Below are 23,964 nucleotides of genomic sequence, written 5' to 3'. Positions count from 1 at the left end.
TATCCAAATGAACCTATGATATTTATCAATGATTTATTTAGGTTTCCTAGTTTAACTCTGTTATCACCGCAACACATTGTATCTATATTATCGGTCATTACTGGCTAATACTTTAATAACAATTACTGATAGTAACAAGAAAAATTAATGATATTTTAGCCTGTAACTCAGCGGTAAGCTGAAACTAACCATACTTTATCATCAATTTAACCATTATTGATAAATTTTTTGTTACATTCTGGTTCTTTGTTCGTATTAAAGTTTTTTTTCACTTACCTGTCAATTGATTAGGTGGCTATTTTTGATTTGATCACCCTCTTATTGATCTCGATTAAGAATCGAAACGCATGGAAAGGTCGATACTTTGTAAGTTTTTTGTAAGTGCACCGCTAGAAATAAAGTCCACGCCAGCTTGCGCATAAGTAGTAAGGGTCTCGATTGTCATATTACCAGAGACTTCTAATTTGGCTTTCCCTTGAGTGAGTGCTACAGCATTTTGAATATCAGGCACGCTGAAATTATCAAGCATAATAATATCTGCACCTGCTTCCAGCGCTTGCTTTAATTCATCTAAGTTTTCGACCTCAACTTCTACCGCTTTGTCTGCATGGCTCGCTTTGGCTTGAGTGACAGCTGCATTTATCCCACCACATGCAGCGATGTGGTTTTCTTTTATTAAAAAAGCGTCAAATAAACCTATTCTATGGTTTTTACCACCGCCACAAGTGACCGCATATTTTTGCAATGCACGTAGGCCTGGGATTGTTTTTCGCGTATCAAGTAGTTGTGTATTACTGCCTGCAAGTGTTGCAACGTACTGTGCGGTTGTGGTTGCTGTCCCACTGAGTGACTGGACAAAGTTTAAAGCGGTACGCTCAGCAGTTAATATTGCGCGGGCCGACCCTTTAGCTGTAAATAATTTAGTATTTGCAGTCACTTTCTCACCATCTTTGACTAATACATTCACAACAACACTCGGGTCAACCTGTTTGAATACTTCTAAAATTAAGTCTGCGCCACAAAATATGCAATCTTCACGGGTAATAACAAAAGCATTTGCTTGTTGTGTTTCAGGGATCAATTGTGCGGTAATATCACCATCACTGGCTGTTTGAAAATTTAAGTCTTCATTTAATGCTTGGGTCACCAATGAAGTAATGAGTTCAGATGTGATGAGTTGGCTTTGCATAGTACCGTCACTTATATGTTTATATTTAAGAGAATTCAGTAAATTTTACTGCGTAGCGGACTATTACACAATCAAGGTAGTGAATTTAAATAAAGCTTGTTATGGTAAAAATAGATTAAATGATTAAATAAGTGAACGACATGGCTCAACGAGATTGGTCGAATTTGGCATCTCCTCGTCCTTGTACATTTTTTGATGACAGACCAGATAGTGAAGAGATATCATTGTTGGTGATTCATAATATTTCACTACCAGCGGGGCAATTTGGTACGCCTTATGTTGATAGTTTATTTACTGGACAGCTAAATTGTGATGCACATCCGAGCTTTTCTGATTTACGAGGATTAAAAGTGTCGGCGCATTGCTTTATTCGCAGAGATGGCTCCGTATTGCAATATGTCCCATTTGGTAAACGGGCTTGGCATGCTGGGGTCTCAGAGTTTGCTGGACGAGCAAGATGCAACGACTTTAGTATAGGAATAGAGCTTGAAGGAACAGACTGCATAGAGTATTCCTCTGAGCAATATGCTAGTTTAGCTGCATTGACCCGAGAAATTAGGCATTATTATCCTGCTATTTCACTGGATAGAATTGTGGGGCATTGTGATATAGCACCGGGAAGAAAAACAGACCCTGGCGCTATATTTAAGTGGCAAAAACTTTTAGATTTAATTACATAAAAAGAGACAGTTTATGATCTTAATCTCTATTATTCTTGCTTTGGCATTAGAGCGATTAGGTGCACGTAGTTTACATTGGCAAATAGATTATTATTTGACGCGTTATTTGAAAGCAGGCTATGACAATAAGACTATCAGTAAATTGTTAAACAAAGATATGGGGTTCATATCTTATTTACTGCTTCCCGTGCTTTTGATTGCTGCGGTATATCAAATTTCAGATTTCATAGTTTGGCAGTTCCCTATAAATACTGTTTTGCTCCTTATATGTTTTGGGTGTGCCGTGCCGAGGAAAAAGTATAAAGGCTATCTGAATGCCTTAACGCGCGGAGACAAAGAAGCCGCTACACTTTATGCGTTGCAAATGGGCCAAATTAGGACTGAGTGTGAGCAAGACGGGGAATGGTTCGGGCAAACGCTAGCATGGATAAACTTCCGTTATTATTGTGCTGTGATGTTTTGGTTTGTGTTACTAGGCATACCCGGCGCTGTGTTATATGCATCAATTCGTTCAGCGTTTGATATTGCGAGTGAGCAATCACAAACATCACCTTATGCACGCCATCAAGTACGATTAAATGCATTATTGTTTATATTAAACTGGCTACCTGCACGACTTACGAGTTTTGGTTACTTGATTATTGGTAACTTCTCTAAAGGAACACACCATTTTATTAAGTATGCACTGGACTTTTCAACATCAAACCGCAAGCTTGTAACGACAACAGCGTTAGCAGCAGAGCAAATAGAGCAGCAATATGTTGGATGTACTTATGAGGCAACATGCATGATGCGATTAGTGAAACGTAATGTATTGCTGTTTTTAGCACTTGTTGCAGCTTTAACTCTATTTGGGCTGTTAGCTTAGCGTGATATACGGGCCCTGATTAATGCAGAAGCCCGTCTGACCACTGTTTTTTGCGTTGTAGCATGGCTTTGATAAGCCGCGGCTCAACATCAAGTTGACGTATTGCTTCATCACTAATATCGATTAAGTCACACACACCGGTTACAGACCACAGTGCCTCTTCTAGATCCTTAGCTTTGTGTAATGCGTAGTGACTGACGTATCGTAATTCATTTGCCAAATAATCGGTATCAGGACGCCCGGTTTTGGAAATATGCAAATGGAATACAAATAGTATGTCTTTCTTAATCGCTTTTTTCAAAAACAAGTAAAGTGGCTCTATCGGTACATCAAAAGCAATACATTGACTTTTTATCGCATCGGATAGGTGTTCTTTGGTACTGTCAAAACGAACAAATACAGTATATTTTAAAGGCTTATCTTGGCGACTAATATGACGGAATGCCTCGTTTAAATGCTCTTCAATGAAGTTCTCAGGGAACAGATTGGTAGCATCTAAGTGCTCAACGCCCCCTGTATGATAGGACATTAATAATTTATGCAGATTTGTTGGGTATAGGCCAAGGCCGATAGCACCAATATTAAATAGTGCCGATTCTTTATGAATATATAGTGGAAATTGGCATACACTTTTTGTGACCATGTTTCTGAGTGCAGTAGATAACCCCGGGATTTTTGGTGTTTCTTCACATGCGTGTAGTTTGCTTTTATTCATGTCAATAAGCTGTTTAAAAAACTCCATTCCGACATGAGGTAAATCTGTTAACCTGCTGACCTTGAGATTTATAATGGTTTTAGACTTACTGACAGCCATAACTTCATATCTAAGGTTATTCAGTTGATGTTGTTTAGTTATTTTTTGCAAATCGGGCAGTTCTAAATGAACAATATCACCTTTTTTAACGGTCGAAGGTGATGGTGTCTCGAGCTGTAACCCCATCACTGAAAAGTCTCGGGTATTACCAGAGTCAGCGTGGTCAGAATCAACATGCATGGTGACGGCTGTTTTGTATAAATAGCGCTTATGAGAGCGTAAATTTACGTATTCTAACGCAACAACTTCGAGTGATGGCGGGTTTGTGGCTTTACCATGGCCAAATGCTTTTAACTTATTTACTGAGTTACTATCAAATTGATGGGCTTGATAAGCATTTAATTGCTGTTTACTTGAAATATCAGTTAGTAGCATCAAGAATTTTACGTCTTGGATAATACCTTGCACTCGAGGCGTCGGTCTTTTGTTGAGCTTTTCCACATTCTTTCCTGCGCTAAGAGGTAAAGATAGAGGAATAAAGGCATCTTCGTGATGGCTAGGCATGAGCTGAACTTTATAGGTACGCCAGCTTTCTTTTTGGCTACCAAAGCCAAGAAACAAGGCTTTGAGTTCTGGATGTTCGTCAAGTTCATATCCAAAGGCTGAATAGTAGTATATTTTGCCACCATTGGAGTGTGTGAAAGTATACACAGTCGCTTCTTTGACGGCGTTTGGAAATGCAAGTATTCGCGCTAACCTACTTTGACTAAAAATACTATATAAGCATGAAATTTTACGTTCGTCTTCAAAGTAGTAGTTTATGTATGCGTTATTTTCATTCGTTAGCGCAATGGTCGGAAGTAAGTGTTTGCCTTTCTTTGCGAAGTATATGAATAATGAGCTCACTCTAGGTAAATAAAATTGTTCATATCCTTTGCATACAACCGCGTCCATTGTGTTATCGAGGTTTATTTTATAGCGGCGCTTATTTCCATGTATAAAGCTCTGTAAAAATTCATCAAATCCAGAGTTATTTTCAATAAAAGTCCGTTTTAGACGTATGTGTTGGTAGTCCCTAGAAACAGGCTCAACAGCAACAACTTCATATTGAACCCCTCCTTTTAATCCCAACTCAAAGTCTTGTTCTAAGCCAACCAATCTAATACCAATGAGTTGCTCTGGTACAAGAGAGTAATTTGGAGAAAGCTTTATCTTTGCACCACTGAGGGAAATGTCAGATGTAGTGGCCGATACAGTGCCTTCTTTACCTAAGTCAACGGTAATTTTAATCGAGTAATTCATTCGCTCTTCACAGCGGCTTTCATAGGAAGCAAAGCGTATAAGCTTTGTTCCATTGGCTAGTTGCTTTTCAGATTGTGAAGACGCCCCTTGCTCATCTTGGTTTTTTTGCATCACCTTGTAATTATTTTCAGTGTGCATTACTGCTTCGTATACGGCTAAAGTATATTTTCCATGTCTTGCTAATTCTTCCTCAAATACATCAATAGCAACATTGTCCATAAAGTGCTGCTTACCATCATGTTCGTAAGGTTTAACTTCACCAGCGACTTGGCCTCGTAAGTCAATAAATCGGGCTACTGGCTGAGAGAGTCGAGACATCTCCATTTTTAATAAGAATTGATCTGGTTTTGACAGCGAAGAAGTCGTTTGTGCAAAAATTTGGTCAAAATTAGGATCGCCTAATTGCAACTTTAAATCGTCGATGAGGGGTTGATATTTTTGCAGCTTATCTTCAGCCATAAATGAACCGTATTCTTACCTGTATTCTTGCCCTGAGGCTATATCGTTATAATTTTCTAAATACTTAGCCAATACTATGACAATATTAGGTCATAGTTAACATTATTCGTAAACAATTACAGAAACTCAGCTTGTTAGTGCCAGTATTTCGTATATATTGCCGGATAAGTTAGATTAAAAATTAATTAAGCAATAAGTGTGCCTTTATTATGGTGAAAAAGAAAACTGCGTTTGTGTGTAATGATTGCGGTGCGGAATTTGCGCGTTGGCAAGGGCAATGCTCAGAATGTCGCGCTTGGAATACGGTGACAGAGTTTAGAGTACCGTCGGTGAAAGCACCACCAAAAGGTTCAGCAATGTCTGGGTATGCAGGTATGGTTGAAGCAACAGTACAAACTCTAGATGAAGTGAATTTAGAAAGTCTACCGCGTTTTTCAACAGGTTTTAAAGAGTTCGACCGAGTGCTTGGGGGCGGGGTTGTACCTGGAAGTGCAATTTTGATAGGGGGATCTCCCGGTGCCGGTAAAAGTACAGTGTTGTTGCAAACGATGTGTTTACTCGCTGAATCAATGAACACGCTCTATGTGACAGGTGAAGAGTCTCTGCAGCAAGTCGCTATGCGAGCGCATAGGTTAGGTTTACCTACCAACAAATTAAGGACATTAGCTGAAACCAATGTAGAAACGATTTGTCAGTTAGCGTTGAAAGAAAAGCCAAGCATTATGGTTATTGATTCAATTCAAGTCATGCATATGAGTGATGTTCAATCAGCCCCTGGAAGTGTATCTCAAGTGCGAGAAAGTGCGGCGTATTTAACGCGTTTTGCGAAGCAAAATCAGGTTGCTATTTTTATGGTTGGTCATGTCACAAAAGATGGCTCTCTTGCGGGCCCTAAAGTATTGGAGCACTGTATAGATTGTTCTATCTTACTTGAAGGGAGTAGCGACAGTCGATTTCGAACCTTACGAGGTAACAAAAACCGTTTTGGAGCCGTCAATGAGTTGGGGGTTTTTGCGATGACAGGGCAAGGGCTTAAAGAGGTCAGTAACCCATCGGCTATTTTCCTTAATCGAGGAGAGGAGCAAACACCGGGATCTTTGGTGATGGTTATTTGGGAAGGAACGCGTCCATTGCTTGTTGAAGTACAGGCGCTGGTGGATTATTCACAGCTCGCAAACCCTAGAAGGGTAACGGTTGGCTTGGAACAAAATCGACTCGCTATGTTACTCGCTGTCTTGCACCGCCATGGAGGTTTGCAAGTTGCTGACCAAGATGTGTTCGTCAATGTTGTGGGCGGCGTTAAAGTGTCGGAAACAAGTGCTGATTTAGCACTTATTACCGCACTGGTGTCGAGTTTTAAGAATTATGCATTAGACCGTGAGTTAGTGGTATTTGGTGAAGTCGGGCTTGGCGGTGAAATTAGGCCTGTACCCAGTGGCCAGGAAAGGTTAAAAGAGGCTGCTAAGCATGGCTTTAAACGTGCTATTGTACCAAGTGCAAATAAACCAAAGGAAATCATCGAGGGTATGGAAGTCATCGCTGTTAACTGCTTAAGTGATGCCCTTGAAGCTTTATTTTAAAATGGAAAAATAGATGAAAAAACCAGTCATTATGTTGCTAGTCACAGGCGCACTTGCAGCAGGGTATGTGGCATTGCAATCACATATGAATCAAGTTGTTGATGAGAAATTACAAACCCAACTAGCTATTGCTGTTGAGGATTCAGGTATGCAGTTTGACTATGCCGATGCCTCAGTGAATATGTTTAATGGTAATATTGTTGTCAATGGTCTGATGGTTTCGGACCCACAAGGTGTATCGGCTTTTGGAATTGAGGAAATTGTTCTTATTGGTTATGAAGAAGAAAGCATTAGTGAGTTTACGCAAGTAAACATCCATGGTTTTTCGCTCTTTGAAGCGATTAAAAACAACAGTCTTGATACGCCCAAGCCTTTATTGGATGCGAAGTATGATTTTAGTACGTCATTGGCCTTTGATGCTGAAACAGGATATAGCCAATTAAAGTTGGCATTAGCAGCACATAATATTGCACAGTTTGACTTTGATATGGAGCTCAACAATAGCGGCCCTTTAATGGATGTATCTTTTGATATGCAAAAGCAGCAAAGTGTTGCCGCGTTAACTGTGGAAGAACAGCTACAGATACAAACTAAACTTATGGGTGCAATGCAGCAGCTAGTTCCAAAATCTCTACAGCTTCAGATCGAAAATAAAGGCCAATTGGCACAACTATTGGATGATCAAGTAGCGATGGCTGGATTAGATCAAGTGAGCTTTGAAAATATGCTACAAATGCAACTGACACAAGCGCCGCTTCCACAGATTGCAAAGGACGCAATTGTTGCATTTGTACAAGGGAAAGAATCACTGCATGTTTCAGTATCTCTACCAGGTGATAGTGATATTCAAACAGTATCACAACATGTAATGTCTCTTGCAGAACAGCCTGAAGAATTAGCTAAATTAATGAACTTGGAAGTTCACGGAAAATAGCTTAACAACAGACTTTTATCCGATGATCAGGTGTATTTACCCATGTTAAGCACTATTTACACCTATCTGTGAGTTACTATTAATGTAAGATACGTGCTCTTATAGTCCCTTCCACCGCGCTGAGCTCTTTTAATGCGACTTCTGAATGATCGCTATCTACGTCAATCACGACATAACCAATGGAGTCGTCAGTTTGTAGATATTGCGCAGCAATATTGATACCGTGTTGCGCAAAAGCTTGGTTTATTTGCGTTAATACTCCGGGGCGGTTTTGGTGTACATGGAGTAAACGGCTGCGATTAGCAAGCTCAGGTAAAGAAACCTCAGGAAAGTTAACTGCACTTAAAGTTGAGCCATTATCAGAGTATTTAGCAATTTTTCCAGCGACTTCAATACCAATATTTTCTTGTGCTTCTTGTGTAGAACCGCCAACGTGTGGAGTTAAAATCACATTATCAAATTCTCGTAATGGGGAAATAAACTCTTCATCGTTAGATTTAGGCTCTGTAGGGAATACATCAATCGCAGCTCCAGCTAATTTTTGGTCACGTAAAGATTCAGCTAATGCATCAATATCGACAACAGTACCTCGAGACGCGTTGATTAAAATAGCGCCGCGTTTCATAACCTCTAGCTCAGCTAAGCCAATGAGGTTCTTAGTCGATGGTGTTTCAGGAACGTGGAGACTAATAACATCAGCTCGTTGTAACAAATGAGTTAAGTTCTGTACTTGTTGTGCATTGCCTAAAGTGAGCTTATCTTCAATATCGTAAAACTCTACTCGCATTCCGATATTTTCAGCCATGATCCCAAGTTGAGTGCCAATATGTCCATAACCAATGATCCCGAGAGTTTTACCCCTAGCTTCATACGAGCCGATTGCTGATTTTAGCCATTCTCCACGATGTGCCATCGCATTTCTTTGTGGGATCCCTCTAAGCAGTAATAAGATCTCACCTAATACCAGCTCTGCAACAGAACGGGTATTCGAAAAAGGGGCATTAAATACAGCGATACCACGCTCTCTTGCAGCGTTGAGTGCAACTTGGTTAGTCCCAATGCAAAAACATCCCACTGCGACTAACTTTTCTGCTGCGTTAAGCACTGACTGAGATAAATGTGTACGAGAGCGGATCCCAACGAAGTGGACATCTTTGATCCGCTCAATCAATTCACTTTCAGGTAGCGACGTTTTGACATAATCAATATTACTATAACCATTACGTTTAAGTGTTTCTACAGCACTTTGGTGAATACCTTCTAGGAGTAGTATTTTGATTTTCTCTTTAGCTAACGATACCGTACTCATGTCTCATTCCTGTTAATTTATATTGGGACCCTCAGGGGTGCCGGTTATAACAATATCAGCGCCGCGTTGTGCAAATAAGCCATTTGTCACTACGCCCACGATTTGATTTATTTTCTCTTCAAGTTGCTTTGGCTCTAAGATACTTAAGCCATGAACGTCTAAGATAACATTGCCATTATCCGTTGTTACGCCATGTCTATATACCGGATCGCCACCTAGCTTTAACAATTCTCGTGCGACATAGCTTCTCGCCATTGGAATAACTTCAACGGGCAATGCAAAAGTACCAAGTGTTTCGACATGCTTGGTATTGTCAACGATGCAGATAAATTTATTTGCTACTGCAGCAACTATTTTTTCTCTAGTTAAAGCAGCACCACCGCCTTTGATCATGTCATTACTATGATTTATCTCATCAGCGCCATCTATGTAAACGTCGAGCTGAGCCACATCATTGAGTTCAAATACTTCAATACCGAGTGCTTTAAGCTTCTCTGTAGATGCCTCAGAACTAGAAACAGCGCCTTTAATGGTGTCTTTAATTGAGCCAAGTGCATCTATAAAATGGTTAACGGTAGACCCAGTGCCTACGCCAACGATGGTATTTTCTTGTATGTAATCCAGTGCAGCCCATGCAGCCGCTTTTTTCATTTCATCTTGGGTCATCACGCAATTCACTTTGTTATCAAAATTTATCGCAGTATACCTCAAAATATCTGATTAAATACCTGAGATATAATTTACCAAGTATAAAATTTAGTGGGCGTTAATATATGTTGCAGTGGCACGTCCCAAGCCGCTATTGGTAACTTTTCAACTTTTTGACAGTCATGAGCTAAACCAAAGACAATGGGCTTTGCGATGTTGTTACGATAATAATTGGCCAAAGTTTTATCGTAATAGCCCCCCCCCATACCAAGTCTGTTCCCAAACTCATCAAAGGCAACCAGTGGTGTAAATAAGTAATCTAGAGAGTACAAAGGGCATATATGACTGCAATTTAACTCAGGTTCCAAGATAGCATAGCGGTTATGGACCATGGGTGAATTTTCTTCATACTTTTGAAATAGTAATGTAGTGCCGTTAAAAGGGTGGATTACAGGCAGGTATACAGTGTGATTTTCTTTTATAAGATACTGAATTAATTTGTTTGTTTTGAGTTCTCCATCATTGCTTAAATACAGAGCGATTTTGGCGTTTTTAGGTGGTTTTACATGTTGAGAAAAATTAATACAAAGGGCTGTTTCGGCTGTTTTTTGCTCTTCACACGTCAGGGATTTACGTGCATTTCTAATTGACTGGCGAATTGTTGCGCGATCTTGCCTATGTTTATCGCAAGCATATTGAAATGTGTTACTCATAATTACATTGCTACGAGGTTAGGAAAAGCAATCGCAAGTGCCAATATGATTAATAATATGATGAGTATCGCACCCAAGCCATATTGAACTGTTTTGCTGCGCTTCGGGGGAGGGGAGTCTAATTCAAGCTCTTCGAAGAGTTCATCATCTTCCCATTGTTCTGAGGCTTTTTCATTACTTTCAGGGAGTTGTTCAGGAAGGCGCTGCTCTAATTCTTCCAAACGTTCTTCAATTCGAATTAAACTACTTGTAATATAGTCTAAGGCACCAAACAATCTCTCATCACGTTGGCTTTGAGCGAGCTGTGAAGTAGAGGGAGAACTAGCTGGTTGAAGTTTTGCTTGTATGCCCAATGAAGCAAGTAGTTTAAGCTGCTTAGTACTTTTTTCTTTATCTGCGATGGAGAATAGGGGTTTGCCTGCAAAGAACGCTTGTACTTTTGACTCTGGAATTTTCAGCTTTTGGCTTAACTTTGTGGTCGCTTCTGCGGCTGAGATACCTTCATTTAAGCTCGTAAATACAACGCGATATTTGTCCGTCATGAGCGCAATCCTAATAATTATACTATTGGATTGAGTATACCCAATTTTTCATGTGATGCGAATCACACAGATAGTGCGGTAATAAAAGAAAGGCCAGCGAGCGCTGGCCTTATTAGAGATAACTATAGTTCTCTAGCGATGGCACGATAGGCTATATCAGTACGATATTCGACACCATCCCATTTTATATCTGCAGCCAAAGCATATGCACGCTTTTGTGCTTCAGTCACCGTATGTCCTAGTGCGGTTGCACACAACACTCTCCCACCGGCTGTAACAACATGCTCACCGTCTTGCTTGGTACCAGCGTGAAATACCTTTTCGCCTTCAGCATAGCTCACCTGTAATCCAGAGATAACATCGCCTTTTGGATAACTTGCAGGGTAGCCTTTCGCTGCTAATACCACTCCAACAGCTGCACGTGGGTCAAATTTAATTGGTGTGCTATCAAGCTCTTGTCGGTTAGCGGCTTCAATCAATTCAACAAGATCTGATTGCAAACGAAGCATAATTGGTTGCGTTTCAGGGTCACCAAAACGACAGTTATATTCAATCACTTTAGGTGTACCATCAGCAGCAATCATCAGACCTGCGTATAAAAAGCCTGTATATGGGTTACCTTCATTTGCCATACCATTGACGGTTGGAAAAATAACTTCATCCATGATCCGTTGATGAATGTCGCCTGTGACAACGGGTGCTGGGGAGTATGCCCCCATACCACCAGTGTTTGGACCTAAATCGCCATTAAATGCACGTTTATGATCTTGACTGGTGGCGAACGGTAACACATTTTTGCCATCAACCATTACGATAAATGAAGCTTCTTCACCTTCAAGAAACTCTTCAATTACGACACGGCTACCAGCTTCACCAAATGCATTACCAGCGAGCATGTCGCGAATGGCCTCTTCAGCTTCAGCTTCTGTCATGGCGACAATGACACCTTTACCTGCCGCTAAGCCGTCTGCTTTGATCACAATCGGAGCACCTTTTTCTTGCAAGTACGCAAGCGCAGGCTCGATCTGTTCAAAAGTTTCGTAGTCAGCAGTAGGAATGTTATGTCGCGCTAAAAAGTCTTTGGTGAACGACTTTGATCCTTCAAGTTGTGCGGCTGCAGCAGTAGGACCAAAAATCGCAAGGTCTTCTTCACGGAAGCGGTCAACAACACCTAGCACCAAGGGTACTTCTGGGCCTACAATGGTAAGTTCAACATTGTTTTCTTTTGAAAAAGATACCAGTGAATCTAGATCTTCCACCTTGATATCAATGTTTTCTAATTTAGGCTCAAGCGCCGTACCTGCATTACCAGGTGCGACAAAAACAGTTTTTACTGAAGGGTTTTGAGCGGCTTTGAACGCAAGAGCGTGTTCACGACCGCCACTGCCAATGACCAGTACATTCATGGCTTAATTTTCCTATTAAAGCTTTTTAAATTTGAGCGTCATGCGGTCACTTTCCCCAATCGCTTTATATTGATCTGCATTTTTATCACCCAATGCTAAGCGTGGTGGCAATGTCCAAACACCTTTTGGGTGATTAGCACTGTCTAAGGGGTTAGCGTTCACATCACTTTCAGCCACTAATTCGAATCCTGCTTTTTTCGCTATATCAACGACATAACTTTGTTTCATATAGCCAGATCGTTTTTGATCTGCATCATCACGATGTTCAGGCAAACGGTGTTCAACTACACCGAGTACACCGCCTGGTTTGAGTGCTTTGTTAAATGCTTGAAATGCATTTAATACACCTTCATCACCTTGACGCATATACCAGTTATGGACATTTCTAAATGTAAGCACCATATCAGCAGAGCCTGTCGGCGCGATATCTGAATGTGTAAGCGGTGCAAATTCGGTTATTTTCACTTCGCTAAAACGGTTATCTTTTGTAACTTTATCTTTAAAGCCAGCTAAAGAACGTTGATAGTACTTAACCTCAGAGTCTGCTGGGAAGTGCGCAGCATACAGAGTACCGTTGCCTTTAACAGCAGGTGCAAGTATCTCAGAATACCATCCTCCCCCTGGTGCAATTTCTACCACGGTCATATCAGCTTGTAGACCGAAGAAATCAAGTGTTTCAACAGGGTTTCGATACTGATCACGCGCACGATTTTTTTCCGTACGCTCAGCATTATTTGCAGCAGAAACGAGTTCAGATGCGGCTTGAGAGCTTGAACTTCCATTACTCGCACAGCCAGCAATAGCGGCTACGATACTTGCTGCAAGAAGTGTTTTTAATCCAAATTTCATTTTTCTGTCCTTCACTTTTGTGATTGTGTTTTAAGCAGAATACTTGAATTTAGGGCAAACAAAAAGCACGAAACGATAAACGCTTCGTGCGAGTAGGTTAATGACGGAAGTGACGCATGCCAGTTAATACCATTGCCATGCCAGCTTCATCTGCTGCGGCAATAACTTCTTCATCGCGCATTGAGCCGCCAGGCTGTATAACTGCGGTAATACCCGCTGCCGCTGCAGCATCAATACCATCACGGAATGGGAAGAATGCATCAGATGCCATGACTGAACCTTTTACTTCTAAGTTCTCATCAGCAGCTTTAATACCTGCAATTTTAGCAGAGTAAACACGGCTCATTTGACCCGCACCAACACCAATTGTCATTCCGTCACGCGCATAAACAATTGCGTTAGACTTAACAAATTTAGCGACTTTCCAGCAAAATAGTAGATCTTTCAGTTCTTGTTCTGTCGGTTGGCGTTTTGAAACCACGGTTAAATCACCAAGCGTTACCATGCCTTGGTCGCGATCTTGAACTAAAATACCACCATTGACGCGCTTGATATCAGATTGGGTTGTTTTCGCATCCCATTGTCCACATTCTAGTAAACGAACGTTTTTCTTTGCAGCAACAATTTTCGCCGCTTCTTCACTGATACCTGGGGCAATGATTACTTCTACAAATTGACGTGCCACAATCGCTTCAGCGGTTGTTGCATCGAGCTCGCGGTTGAATGCGATAATGCCGCCAAAGGCAGACGTTGGATCGGTTTTAAATGCTCTGTCGTATGCAGCTAAAATGTTTTCGTCAACAGCAACACCACATGGATTTGCATGTTTAACGATAACACACGCAGGTGCGTCAAATTCTTTTACACACTCAAGTGCTGCGTCGGTGTCAGCAATATTATTGAAAGATAGCGCTTTACCTTGTAATTGTACTGCTGTGGCAACAGACGCTTCTTGCAAATCATTTTCAACATAAAAAGCAGCGTCTTGGTGAGAGTTTTCACCGTAGCGCATGTCTTGCTTTTTAGTGAATTGCATATTGATAGTACGCGGGAATTTAGTCTCAGTAGCGGCTTCTTCAGTGTAATCAGGCACCATTTTACCAAAATAGTTGGCAATCATTCCGTCGTACTGTGCGGTGTGTTCATAGGCAGCAATGGCAAGATCAAAACGCGTTTGGTAAGTTGTTGAACCATTGTTTTCATTCAATTCAGCAATAACGCGGGTGTAATCTTGCGCATTTACAACAATAGTCACATCTTTGTGATTTTTTGCTGCTGCACGGACCATAGTTGGGCCGCCGATATCAATGTTTTCAATTGCGTCTTCAAGGCTGCAGTCAGCTTTTGCAACAGTTTGTGCAAAGGGGTATAAGTTAACCACAACCATGTCAATTGCAGAAATATCGTTTTCTGTCATAACGCCTTCATCCTGGCCGCGACGGGCTAATATGCCACCGTGTACTTTAGGGTGAAGTGTTTTAACGCGACCATCCATGATTTCAGGGTGACCTGTATAGTCAGATACTTCCGTGGCAGCAATGCCGTTATCAGCTAATAATTTGTATGTACCGCCAGTTGATAAAATCTCAACGCCTTGCGCACTCAGTGCTTGGGCTAATTCAACGATACCGGTTTTATCTGACACACTTAATAGTGCGCGACGAATTGGACGATGTATATCCATGATGGTTAGGGTTTCCTCAATGATAAGTTAAGGGCTAGCTTAGAAGGGCGCTATTTTAGCCTATCTGGAACAAGAAAACGATGGAAAAGGCAAAAGTGCAGTTGAGAAAATTACAATTTATTTGGTTAGCAAGGGTTTAATGTCTGGATTAAGTGCCAAGGAAGAATGCGGGAAATCAAAATGAGAGGAATAAAATACAAAAAGCACAATTAAAGTGCTTTTTGTATTTAGGATGAATTAAGCGAGTGCTTAGTTCATGCCGTATTTTTTTAGCTTCTTACGAAGAGTACCACGGTTGATACCAAGTAAGATTGCTGCACGTGTTTGGTTACCACGTGTGTATGTCATTACTTCTTCAAGTAATGGCGCTTCTAGCTCAGAAAGAACAAGGTCGTATACGTCTTGTACATCTTGACCATTAAGCTGCTTTAAATAGTGATGAACAGCTTTTTTTACTGCATCACGTAAAGGTTGCGGTTTCTCTTGTGACTGAACATGAGCGTTAGTGATAAATGGAGAAGTCACATTTTGTTCGAACATCGTATGTCTCTTTCTTTCTTAGTTAGCTGCTAGTGTTTCAAAGTATTTTTCCAATGCCTCGATTTGCTCATTTGGCGCTTCGAGGGCATTGAATACTCGCCTAAACTGACCTGCTTGGTCATGGGTTTGCAAATACCAAGATACATGTTTACGTGCGATACGCGCTCCCATTGGCTCCCCGTAAAACTGATGAAGATTAATTAAATGCTCCATCAAAATACTACGTACTTCAGATATTTCTGGCGTAGGTAGGTGTTTTCCAGTTCGCAAAAAGTGGTCTATCTCCCTAAAAATCCAAGGGCGACCTTGGGCGGCTCGACCAATCATGATGGCATCTGCACCCGTATATTCCAGTACCTGCTTCGCTTTCTCTGGTGATGTGATATCACCATTGGCAACCACAGGTATTGATACCGAACGTTTTATATCCCTAATCGTGACATATTCAGCCTCACCTTTGTACATACACGCTTTTGTGCGGCCATGTACAGCAAGTGAAGCAATGCCATTACGTTCAGCAATTTTGGCAATCTCAACCCCGTTACGATTTTCCGTATTCCATCCTGTGCGGATTTTAAGTGTTACAGGTACTTCAACAGCATTTACTACCGCATCAACTATCTCTTCCACTAAATCTGGATATTGTAACAATGCTGAGCCTGCCAGCTTTTTATTCACTTTCTTTGCGGGGCAGCCCATATTGATATCTATGATCTGTGCCCCATTTGCAACATTGAACTGAGCTGCTTGCGCCATTAATTCCGGATCGGCACCAGCAATTTGTACTGAACGAACGCCTGACTCACCACTATGATCCATGCGGTTCATCGATTTGTCAGTTTTCCATACCTTTGGATTTGAAGACATCATTTCCGAAACAGCTAACCCAGCCCCTAATTGGCGGCAAAGTTGTCTAAACGGTCTATCTGTGATCCCTGCCATAGGGGCCACAATAATGTTGTTATCAAGTTGGTAAGGACCAATACGCACAGTAGTTCAATCTGCCTCTTTTCAAGGGGCGCTAAGTTTACGGCTTTTTTTGCAAAAATCAAAGGCTATAAATTGAACATTATTGCTTTTTTTTTAAACTTAGTGGGTTGACTTTTTATAACAGTTTGAGAGTTCGATTTATTTGACTGTTTTTTAATCTAAATTTTTCATGGTGATTGAAAAATGTTCAGACTGTTTTATGAAAATAAGTGGTAAAGCCTGTTAAAGCGAGGCTTTACCAGTTACAAACTACTAACTCTCACGGATATTTTTATGGCCACTTACACGTGTCCATTCACCCTCTTGTGCAATGTCATCAAGTTGAATAAATGGTGCGTAAACTGTTGCAACAGACTGAGCTTGCTCTTCTAAAATTCCTGACATGGCGATTTCACCACCTGGTTTTAGAAATGCTAAAATGATTTCGTGCAGCTCTCGCAGAGGTTGAGCGAGAATATTGGCAACCACAATATCAGCACTAAATTCAGGTTGGTTTTCCGGTAAATAGACTTCAAGCTGATCAGCAACACCATTGCGCCCTGCATTATCTTTACTTGCAGCGAGTGCCTGAGGGTCGATATCGATACCGATCACGCGCTCAGCGCCAAGCTTAATGGCTGCAATGCCTAGGATGCCTGAGCCACAGCCAAAATCAACGACGGTTTTACCGATTAAATCTTGGCGTTCTAGCCACTTTAAGCACAGTGATGTGGTAGCATGAGTCCCGGTGCCAAACGCAAGGCCAGGATCGAGTAATACATTGACTGCATCTGGCTCAGGAATATCTCGCCAGCTTGGACAGATCCACAGGCGCTCGCCAAACTTAATTGGGTGAAAGTTATCCATCCACTCACGTTCCCAGTCTTTGTCCTCAAGCTGCTCAATCTTATAGGTAAGCTCAGAGTCACTATTGGCTTTGAGGTAAGCAACGACTACATCCATATCATGAGCTGCATCGAAAAGGCCAATAACAAGCGTATCAGGCCATAAGATCACTTCGCCTGGCTTAGGCTCGTAGACAGGGTTATTGCTGGCGTCCATAAAGGTCACTGAAGGGCAGCCAACATCCAGTAATAAGTCACTAAGTTGGTCGGCAGAGTCTTTGTTTGCGTGAATTCGGATTTGGATCCAAGCCATGATTATTCCTAATAAATATGTCAACAAAAAGGCCGCTAAAGCGGCCTTTTTAGATAAAAATCTTTTTGTAAAAAGGGATTAGCCTTTTACATCTAAGAAGCTTTTTAATAGATCTGAGCGAGAAGGGTGGCGTAACTTACGTAATGCCTTCGCTTCAATCTGACGAATACGTTCACGGGTTACGTCAAACTGCTTACCTACTTCTTCAAGTGTATGGTCGGTATTCATATCAATACCAAAACGCATCCGTAATACTTTCGCTTCTCTTGCTGTTAAGCCTGCCAGCACTTCATTGGTGGCACCACGAAGGCTTTCCATTGTTGCTGAATCAATCGGAGACTCAATCGTAGTGTCTTCGATGAAATCACCAAGATGTGAGTCTTCATCATCACCAATGGGCGTCTCCATTGAGATTGGCTCTTTGGCAATTTTCAGTACTTTACGAATTTTGTCTTCTGGCATCATCATGCGCTCAGCCAGCTCTTCAGGGCTAGGCTCACGACCCATTTCTTGCAGCATTTGACGTGAAATACGATTTAATTTATTAATCGTTTCAATCATGTGCACAGGAATACGGATTGTTCGTGCTTGGTCAGCAATTGACCGTGTAATAGCCTGACGGATCCACCACGTTGCATAAGTTGAGAACTTATAACCACGGCGGTATTCAAACTTATCTACCGCTTTCATCAAACCAATGTTACCTTCTTGGATCAGATCCAAGAATTGTAAGCCTCGGTTGGTGTATTTTTTCGCAATAGAGATTACAAGACGTAAGTTTGCTTCAACCATTTCTTTTTTCGCACGGCGGGCTTTTGCTTCACCAATACTCATGCGACGGTTGATGTCTTTTATACGCTCGATGCTCAGACCGGTACTTTCTTCAATTACACTCAGCTTATTGATGCAGCGTTCGATTTCAGGCTTTACTTCAGCTAGTTTAGCTGAATATTTTTCGCCAGCAGCGATTTCAGCGTCAACCCATGCCATATCCGTTTCGTTGTTGGCGAAATGCTTAACAAATGTTTTCTTTGGAACTTTTGCTATTTGTACAGCTTGCTTCATAACAATACGTTCTTGAACCCGAACACGGTCCATCATTTCACGCATATTGTTAACCATACGATCAAACTGTTTAGGTACAAGTTTGAAAGTACGGAATAAGTCACCAATTTCCTGAATTGCAACTTGCGCATCAGGGTGTGAACGGCCTTTAGATTCAAATACTTTACGAGCTGCTGTATATAACGAACGTAACTTTTCAAAGTGCTCGCGCGCTTCTTCAGGATCTGGCCCTGTGTCTACCTCATCTTCGTCATCGTCGTCGTCAGACTCATTGTCTTCATCGGCTAAATCTTTATCACTTAGCTCAGAACCAATGTGTGTTGCAGTAATTTGTGTCTCTTCAGCATCAGGATCAAAGAAACCAGAAACAATGTCACTAAGGCGCATTTCTTCTGCTTCAAATTTATCCCATTGTTCAAGTAAATAAGTAATTGCTTCAGGGTACTCTGCGACAGAGATTTGTACCTGATTGATACCTTCTTCAATTCGCTTAGCGATTTTTATTTCGCCTTCACGAGTTAATAGCTCAACAGTACCCATTTCACGCATGTACATACGCACAGGGTCTGTTGTACGACCAATTTCTTTTTCTACCGTTGCCAATGCCGCTGCAGCAGCTTCAGCTGCGTCTTCATCGGTTGTGGTTTCCTGCATCATCAATTCATCGGCATCAGGCGCATTTTCAGCAACCTTAATACCCATATCATTGATCATGCTTATAATATCTTCTACTTGATCTGAGTCTATTATGTCTTGTGGAAGGTGATCGTTAACTTCTGCAAACGTTAAGTAACCTTGCTCTTTACCTTTCTGAATCAGAAGTTTGAGTTGTGACTGAGGAGTTTGATCCATAGAGAATTATGCTTCCACTCTGATAAGTTGATACAACAGGCGCCAGTTACTACACCTGAATAATTTACGTGACGCACGTGAATAGAACATTATAACAGCAAAAATTAATTTTGACTAGTTCTTCTGCTAGTCAAAGCTTGAGTTAATAATGCACATTCTAGTCTTTCATCACTATTTAGGCCTTGAGTTTTGTCTTTTATTAATAATGTCTCTAACCGAAAATTTAAACACTGATCTTCAATAAATTTGAAAGTATGCTGAAATTCTTTTACTAGAGCTTGCTCATCGATGTCATGGCGCCACACTGCGAGTTTTCTCAAGGAGTCATATTCAGGCTGATCACGAAAAGATTCTAGGAGTTGAGCACTCGTGTATTGTGGATGCTGTAAACATACTGATTGAAGTCTTAATAGCAATTCAATACCGGGTATTTTCATTAATGCTAAGTCAGGTAAGTACTCAATATTTGTTGCTAATTTAGGATATTGTACAAGTAAACCTATCGCTCTGCGCATCGGAGTGACTTTAAATTTGCGCTCAATGTTTTGCTGTTGCTTTGGTGTCGTGAGTTTTGTACTTAGCTGTTCACGTGTACGGCCTATTAATTTTGCAAGGGTATTAAGCAAACCTTCTTGGTAGTACTCGCTGGGTACTTTACTAATGAGTGGTAATGCATCACTCATTAACTTAGCTTTGCCAGCATCTGAAGTTAATTCACAGCTTTGTGCTAATTTATTAAAAAGTACTTTAGAGAAATCATCAGCTGAGTGGTAGCGGGCCTCAAATGCATCTTTACCTTCTTGCTGCACTAATGAGTCAGGATCTTCGCCATCAGGTAAAAATACAAATTGTAATGCTTTTCCGTCTTTTAAGTTCGGTAAAGCATGTTCAAGTGCGCGCCATGCAGCATCGCGCCCAGCTCTATCTCCATCGTAGCAACATATTACTTTGTCGGTTGTGCGAAATAGAGTTTGCATATGTTCTGCGGTTGTTGCTGTGCCTAAAGCTGCTACTGAATAAGAAATTCCTTGCTCAGCAAGTGCGACTACATCCATATACCCTTCAACAATGAGGATTTGCTCAAGTTTATTGTTCGCTTGTTTAGCTTCGTATAAACCATACAGCTCAAACCCTTTGTGAAAAATACGGGTTTCTGGGGAGTTTAAGTATTTAGGTCCTTGATCTGCGCCCATTACACGCCCACCAAAGGCAATAACACGTCCTCGTTTATCTCTGATAGGGAACATTAAGCGGTCACGGAAAAAATCAAACTGTCGACCTGGTGTTTTTTCTGAGGCGAGCTTTAATTCAACGAGCTGCTGTTTATGTGCGTTTGTGCGGCCGATTTGTTGACATAAGCTTTCCCATTCAGGAGGTGCATAGCCCATCATGTAACGTTGAACGGTTTCTCCTGAGAGCCCTCGACCTTTGACATACTCAATTACATTAGCTGCATTTTTATGATGTTTAAGTTGATGCTGATAAAACTGTGCGGTTTGTAACATCAAGTCATAATCTGAACGTTTTTGTTCAATACTGCGTTCAGGAGCTCCAGAGCCATGCTCTCGAGGTACTTCGAGGTTAAGTAAGTTTGCCAGCTCTTCGATTGCATCAACAAACTCGAGCTTGTCGTACTCCATAATAAATGAAATAGCATTACCATTCGCGCCGCAGCCAAAACAATGATAGAACTGTTTGTCTCTAGCGACGGTAAAAGAAGGGGATTTTTCGTTATGGAATGGACAGCAAGCTTGATAATCTTTACCTGCTTTTTTTAATCCGATACGTGCGTCTATAAGATCGACAATATCGGTTCTGGCAAGCAAGTCATCAATAAATTGTCTTGGGATTTTTCCAGCCATATGCTATGTCGCTATTGTAGCGTTCCTAACAAAAATTTAATGCTTATACGAAGAAACCGAGCGCAAGGCTCGGTTTACTTAATCATACTTTATGTATGTTGGGACTATGCGCTTAACCGTTGTTTAATTAAACCTGAGATTTTGCCCATATCGGCACGACCTTCAGCTTTAGACTTGATTATACCCATAACTTTACCCATGTCTTGCATACCTGCAGCACCAGTATCGGTAACAGCAGAATCAATCAAAGCAATGATTTCTTCATCAGTCAAAGGCTGAGGCAAGAAAGTTTCAAGCACCTTGATTTCATTAGCTTCAATTTCAGCTAAATCTTCGCGACCAGCATCAGTAAACTGAGTATATGAGTCACGACGTTGCTTAACCAGTTTCACTAGTACAGAGGTAATACCTGCGTCATCTAGTGTTACACGGTTATCAATTTCACGCTGTTTAATTTCAGCAAGTACCATACGAATTGCACCAAGACGAATCTTGTCTTTTGCGCGCATGGCATCTTTCTGTGCGTCTTTTAGCTTAGTTAAAAGGCTCATTTATACAAGACCTAAACAAATTAGTATAATTTAACGCGACGTGCGTTTTCGCGAGAAAGCTTTTTCATATGACGCTTTACTGCAGCAGCTTTTTTACGCTTACGCTCTGCTGTTGGCTTTTCATAATGCTCGCGACGACGAACTTCTGAAAGGATACCTGCTTTTTCACATGAACGCTTGAAACGACGAAGTGCTACGTCAAACGGTTCGTTCTCTCTTACTTTAATTACTGGCATTAAAAATTCACCTACCTAATTAATGAGCTATGCTCACGCTGATCAAAGATTGATCAAGTGGTTCAAAAATGGTGCGGTATTGTAATCTGAAGCCTTACCATATGTAAAGCTTAAATTAGTGCAAATTAATTGCTTGCTAGCGCTGAACGTTGATATAGCTTACAAAGTACTTGTCCTGCTTGCTTTTCTTTTAGCAATTGCCATTCTTTTGGGGCGCTAAAATCGAGCTCTTTTTCAATTTCAACGTAAATAATAGCGTCATTAGTAAGCCAATTGTGGGTTTCTAAAGCATGACAGCAAAGGTGTGCGAAGTCTTTTCTAAAAGGGGGATCTACAAATACTAAGCTATATGGTTTGCCTGTATTTCCTTTTTCTAAAAGAGTAATACTATTGTTATTAAATACCTGTGCATGGTTTAGTTCTAATGTATCGATATTTTTTTGTATTTGTGCCGCAGCATATTTGTCTAATTCGATAAAATCAGTATGCTCAGCAAAGCGTGATATTGCTTCAAAACCAAGGCCACCAGAACCCGCAAAGCAGTCTAATACTCTGGCGTCTCTGGTATCTTGCATTAACCAATTAAACACAGTTTCTTTCATTCTATCCGTTGTGGGCCTTAACCCCTCTACGTTTTTAACTGGCAGCTTTCTGCCTCGGAATTTTCCGCTAATAATTCGAATAAATCCATCGGCGTTTACTTTTTTAACAGGGGTTTTCTTTCTCATTGTATGCCAGTTCGCACTATCTGAATGTTTCATATGTTATAAATCACTTAGCGTGCATTTTTCATCCCTTAGGAACATGTTACACTGCGCAGCAATTTTTAATTTTAGGTCAGCTTTATCTCCTTACTTTTAATGCTAACTATTGGTAAGTAGGAAGGTAAGGCTGATCATACACGTTGTTTTGGGCAGGCTCTGTCATCGGAGTTAACTCAAAACTGTAGTTTAGTTTATCAGATTTATTGACATGGTATTTAGCGAGTATGGGAAAAAAGAATAAATTTTTGTCTTGGTTAGGTTTTGGCAAGAAAGAAGCTGAACAGCAAGCACAACAAGAGTCACAAGAAGGGCAACTCGCTAAAGAGCAAGCAAAGCAACTTGAAGCCGAAAGAGCAGAAGCCGAAAGAGTCGAAGCCGAAAGAGTCGAAGCCGAAAGAGCAGAAGCCGAAAGAGTCGAAGCCGAAAGAGCAGAAGCCGAAAGAGTCGAAGCCGAAAGAGTCGAAGCCGAAAGAGTCGAAGCCGAAAGAGTCGAAGCCGAAAGAGCAGAAGCCGAAAGAGCAGAAGCCGAAAGAGCAGAAGCCGAAAGAGTCGAAGCTGAAAGAGTCGAAGCTGAAAGAGTTGAAGCTGAAAGAGTTGAAGCTGAAAGAGTTGAAGCTGAAAGAGTTGAAGCTGAAAGAGTTGAAGCTGAAAGAGTTGAAGCTGAAAGAGTCGAAGCTGAAAGAGTTGAAGCTGAAAGAGTTGAAGCTGAAAGAGTTGAAGCTGAAAGAGTTGAAGCTGAAAGACTCGAAGTTGAAAGACTCGAAGTTGAAAGACTCGAAGTTGAAAGACTCGAAGTTGAAAGACTCGAAGTTGAAAGACTCGAAGTTGAAAGAGCAGAAGCGCAAAGAGCAGAAGCGCAAAGGGTCGAAGCCGAAAGACTCGAAGCTGAAGAAGCCGAAAGACTCGAAGCCGAAAGAATCGAAGCCGAAAGAATCGAAGCGCAAAGAGCAGAAGCCGAAAGACTCGAAGCTGAAGAAGCTGATAGAGTCGAAGCGCAAAGAGTCGAAGCTGAAAGAGTCGAAGCTGAAAGAGTCGAAGCTGAAAGAGTCG

General features: G+C 41.2%; 21 protein-coding genes and 1 pseudogene. 5 read left to right on the top strand and 17 right to left on the bottom strand.

The window, feature by feature from the left end; translation table 11 throughout:
* Nucleotides 1–331: 331 nt before the first annotated feature.
* The gene (gene nadC / locus J8M01_RS00110; protein WP_211056643.1) at nt 332–1,189 is read right to left on the bottom strand and encodes a carboxylating nicotinate-nucleotide diphosphorylase; all 858 of its coding nucleotides are present in this window, start codon (nt 1,187–1,189) and stop codon (nt 332–334) included.
* A gap of 140 nt (nt 1,190–1,329) precedes the next feature.
* On the opposite strand from nadC, the gene ampD reads away from it, so the two are divergent.
* Nucleotides 1,330–1,869, top strand: coding sequence for a 1,6-anhydro-N-acetylmuramyl-L-alanine amidase AmpD (ampD, locus tag J8M01_RS00105; RefSeq protein WP_211056642.1), 540 nt, complete (start codon nt 1,330–1,332; stop codon nt 1,867–1,869).
* A 13-nt stretch (nt 1,870–1,882) separates the two neighbouring features.
* Nucleotides 1,883–2,737 (top strand): beta-lactamase regulator AmpE, encoded by an 855-nt coding sequence (gene ampE, locus J8M01_RS00100; protein WP_211056641.1) that lies wholly within the window; start codon nt 1,883–1,885, stop codon nt 2,735–2,737.
* A gap of 19 nt (nt 2,738–2,756) precedes the next feature.
* Here ampE and J8M01_RS00095 read toward each other — a convergent pair whose 3' ends face one another.
* Complete coding sequence (locus J8M01_RS00095; RefSeq protein WP_211056640.1) at nt 2,757–5,252, bottom strand: PilZ domain-containing protein; 2,496 nt, start codon at nt 5,250–5,252, stop codon at nt 2,757–2,759.
* A 209-nt stretch (nt 5,253–5,461) separates the two neighbouring features.
* Here J8M01_RS00095 and radA point away from each other — a divergent pair, with 209 nt between their 5' ends.
* Both radA and J8M01_RS00085 read left to right on the top strand, forming a co-directional pair.
* On the top strand, nt 5,462–6,832 hold the full coding sequence (gene radA, locus J8M01_RS00090; RefSeq protein WP_192508614.1) for a DNA repair protein RadA: 1,371 nt from the start codon (nt 5,462–5,464) through the stop codon (nt 6,830–6,832).
* Between the two features lie 13 nt (nt 6,833–6,845).
* Nucleotides 6,846–7,766 (top strand): hypothetical protein, encoded by a 921-nt coding sequence (locus tag J8M01_RS00085; protein ID WP_211056639.1) that lies wholly within the window; start codon nt 6,846–6,848, stop codon nt 7,764–7,766.
* A gap of 79 nt (nt 7,767–7,845) precedes the next feature.
* Here the strand turns inward: J8M01_RS00085 and serA are convergent, their stop codons facing one another.
* The 15 genes from serA to rsmD form a co-directional block, all read right to left on the bottom strand.
* On the bottom strand, nt 7,846–9,075 hold the full coding sequence (gene serA / locus J8M01_RS00080; protein ID WP_192508612.1) for a phosphoglycerate dehydrogenase: 1,230 nt from the start codon (nt 9,073–9,075) through the stop codon (nt 7,846–7,848).
* 12 nt (nt 9,076–9,087) lie between these two features.
* The gene (gene rpiA / locus J8M01_RS00075) at nt 9,088–9,741 is read right to left on the bottom strand and encodes a ribose-5-phosphate isomerase RpiA (RefSeq protein WP_192508961.1); all 654 of its coding nucleotides are present in this window, start codon (nt 9,739–9,741) and stop codon (nt 9,088–9,090) included.
* A 74-nt stretch (nt 9,742–9,815) separates the two neighbouring features.
* Nucleotides 9,816–10,436: a 5-formyltetrahydrofolate cyclo-ligase gene (locus tag J8M01_RS00070; protein ID WP_211056638.1), complete on the bottom strand. Its 621-nt coding sequence runs from the start codon at nt 10,434–10,436 to the stop codon at nt 9,816–9,818.
* A gap of 2 nt (nt 10,437–10,438) precedes the next feature.
* Nucleotides 10,439–10,978 carry a hypothetical protein gene (locus J8M01_RS00065; RefSeq protein WP_192508610.1) on the bottom strand — a complete coding sequence of 180 codons (540 nt, stop codon included), beginning with the start codon at nt 10,976–10,978 and terminating at the stop codon, nt 10,439–10,441.
* A 122-nt stretch (nt 10,979–11,100) separates the two neighbouring features.
* Complete coding sequence (gene purD / locus J8M01_RS00060; protein WP_192508609.1) at nt 11,101–12,384, bottom strand: phosphoribosylamine--glycine ligase; 1,284 nt, start codon at nt 12,382–12,384, stop codon at nt 11,101–11,103.
* 15 nt (nt 12,385–12,399) lie between these two features.
* Nucleotides 12,400–13,233, bottom strand: coding sequence for a class I SAM-dependent methyltransferase (locus J8M01_RS00055; RefSeq protein ID WP_211056637.1), 834 nt, complete (start codon nt 13,231–13,233; stop codon nt 12,400–12,402).
* A 97-nt stretch (nt 13,234–13,330) separates the two neighbouring features.
* The gene (gene purH, locus J8M01_RS00050; protein ID WP_211056636.1) at nt 13,331–14,917 is read right to left on the bottom strand and encodes a bifunctional phosphoribosylaminoimidazolecarboxamide formyltransferase/IMP cyclohydrolase; all 1,587 of its coding nucleotides are present in this window, start codon (nt 14,915–14,917) and stop codon (nt 13,331–13,333) included.
* Nucleotides 14,918–15,166: 249 nt separating this feature from the next.
* The gene (fis, locus tag J8M01_RS00045) at nt 15,167–15,457 is read right to left on the bottom strand and encodes a DNA-binding transcriptional regulator Fis (protein WP_005491017.1); all 291 of its coding nucleotides are present in this window, start codon (nt 15,455–15,457) and stop codon (nt 15,167–15,169) included.
* Nucleotides 15,458–15,475: 18 nt separating this feature from the next.
* A complete protein-coding gene (dusB, locus tag J8M01_RS00040) occupies nt 15,476–16,447 on the bottom strand; it encodes a tRNA dihydrouridine synthase DusB (protein ID WP_192508606.1) in 972 nt (323 codons plus the stop codon).
* Between the two features lie 252 nt (nt 16,448–16,699).
* Nucleotides 16,700–17,584 carry a 50S ribosomal protein L11 methyltransferase gene (gene prmA / locus J8M01_RS00035; protein ID WP_211056635.1) on the bottom strand — a complete coding sequence of 295 codons (885 nt, stop codon included), beginning with the start codon at nt 17,582–17,584 and terminating at the stop codon, nt 16,700–16,702.
* Nucleotides 17,585–17,662: 78 nt separating this feature from the next.
* A complete protein-coding gene (gene rpoD, locus J8M01_RS00030; protein ID WP_192508604.1) occupies nt 17,663–19,501 on the bottom strand; it encodes an RNA polymerase sigma factor RpoD in 1,839 nt (612 codons plus the stop codon).
* 104 nt (nt 19,502–19,605) lie between these two features.
* Nucleotides 19,606–21,363 (bottom strand): DNA primase, encoded by a 1,758-nt coding sequence (dnaG, locus tag J8M01_RS00025; protein ID WP_210997219.1) that lies wholly within the window; start codon nt 21,361–21,363, stop codon nt 19,606–19,608.
* 104 nt (nt 21,364–21,467) lie between these two features.
* Nucleotides 21,468–21,914, bottom strand: a complete 447-nt coding sequence (locus tag J8M01_RS00020; RefSeq protein ID WP_192508602.1) for a GatB/YqeY domain-containing protein — start codon at nt 21,912–21,914, stop codon at nt 21,468–21,470.
* 20 nt (nt 21,915–21,934) lie between these two features.
* Complete coding sequence (gene rpsU / locus J8M01_RS00015; RefSeq protein WP_010362466.1) at nt 21,935–22,150, bottom strand: 30S ribosomal protein S21; 216 nt, start codon at nt 22,148–22,150, stop codon at nt 21,935–21,937.
* Nucleotides 22,151–22,275: 125 nt separating this feature from the next.
* Nucleotides 22,276–22,878, bottom strand: a complete 603-nt coding sequence (gene rsmD, locus J8M01_RS00010; protein ID WP_192508960.1) for a 16S rRNA (guanine(966)-N(2))-methyltransferase RsmD — start codon at nt 22,876–22,878, stop codon at nt 22,276–22,278.
* A 260-nt stretch (nt 22,879–23,138) separates the two neighbouring features.
* Between rsmD and J8M01_RS00005 the strand changes: the two are divergent.
* A pseudogene (locus tag J8M01_RS00005) lies at nt 23,139–23,964 on the top strand (signal recognition particle-docking protein FtsY); the annotation flags it as partial.

The sequence above is a fragment of the Pseudoalteromonas sp. MMG005 genome, from assembly GCF_018101015.1.
Taxonomy (GTDB): Bacteria; Pseudomonadota; Gammaproteobacteria; order Enterobacterales; family Alteromonadaceae; genus Pseudoalteromonas; species Pseudoalteromonas aurantia.
Note: the sequence above shows the minus strand (reverse complement) of the source record. Positions and strands in the feature narration are given on the sequence as shown.

Bases quoted from the DNA above. Each gene is read 5' to 3' on its own strand.
- J8M01_RS00020 (WP_192508602.1), bottom strand. From the start codon at position 21,914: ATGAGCCTTTTAACTAAGCTAAAAGACGCACAGAAAGATGCCATGCGC.
- rpoD (WP_192508604.1), bottom strand. From the start codon at position 19,501: ATGGATCAAACTCCTCAGTCACAACTCAAACTTCTGATTCAGAAAGGT.
- prmA (WP_211056635.1), bottom strand. From the start codon at position 17,584: ATGGCTTGGATCCAAATCCGAATTCACGCAAACAAAGACTCTGCCGAC.
- radA (WP_192508614.1), top strand. From the start codon at position 5,462: ATGGTGAAAAAGAAAACTGCGTTTGTGTGTAATGATTGCGGTGCGGAA.
- J8M01_RS00065 (WP_192508610.1), bottom strand. From the start codon at position 10,978: ATGACGGACAAATATCGCGTTGTATTTACGAGCTTAAATGAAGGTATC.
- J8M01_RS00070 (WP_211056638.1), bottom strand. From the start codon at position 10,436: ATGAGTAACACATTTCAATATGCTTGCGATAAACATAGGCAAGATCGC.
- fis (WP_005491017.1), bottom strand. From the start codon at position 15,457: ATGTTCGAACAAAATGTGACTTCTCCATTTATCACTAACGCTCATGTT.
- J8M01_RS00085 (WP_211056639.1), top strand. From the start codon at position 6,846: ATGAAAAAACCAGTCATTATGTTGCTAGTCACAGGCGCACTTGCAGCA.
- purD (WP_192508609.1), bottom strand. From the start codon at position 12,384: ATGAATGTACTGGTCATTGGCAGTGGCGGTCGTGAACACGCTCTTGCG.
- serA (WP_192508612.1), bottom strand. From the start codon at position 9,075: ATGAGTACGGTATCGTTAGCTAAAGAGAAAATCAAAATACTACTCCTA.
- rpiA (WP_192508961.1), bottom strand. From the start codon at position 9,741: ATGACCCAAGATGAAATGAAAAAAGCGGCTGCATGGGCTGCACTGGAT.
- ampE (WP_211056641.1), top strand. From the start codon at position 1,883: ATGATCTTAATCTCTATTATTCTTGCTTTGGCATTAGAGCGATTAGGT.
- ampD (WP_211056642.1), top strand. From the start codon at position 1,330: ATGGCTCAACGAGATTGGTCGAATTTGGCATCTCCTCGTCCTTGTACA.
- purH (WP_211056636.1), bottom strand. From the start codon at position 14,917: ATGGATATACATCGTCCAATTCGTCGCGCACTATTAAGTGTGTCAGAT.
- dnaG (WP_210997219.1), bottom strand. From the start codon at position 21,363: ATGGCTGGAAAAATCCCAAGACAATTTATTGATGACTTGCTTGCCAGA.
- rpsU (WP_010362466.1), bottom strand. From the start codon at position 22,150: ATGCCAGTAATTAAAGTAAGAGAGAACGAACCGTTTGACGTAGCACTT.
- nadC (WP_211056643.1), bottom strand. From the start codon at position 1,189: ATGCAAAGCCAACTCATCACATCTGAACTCATTACTTCATTGGTGACC.
- J8M01_RS00055 (WP_211056637.1), bottom strand. From the start codon at position 13,233: ATGAAATTTGGATTAAAAACACTTCTTGCAGCAAGTATCGTAGCCGCT.
- J8M01_RS00095 (WP_211056640.1), bottom strand. From the start codon at position 5,252: ATGGCTGAAGATAAGCTGCAAAAATATCAACCCCTCATCGACGATTTA.
- rsmD (WP_192508960.1), bottom strand. From the start codon at position 22,878: ATGAGAAAGAAAACCCCTGTTAAAAAAGTAAACGCCGATGGATTTATT.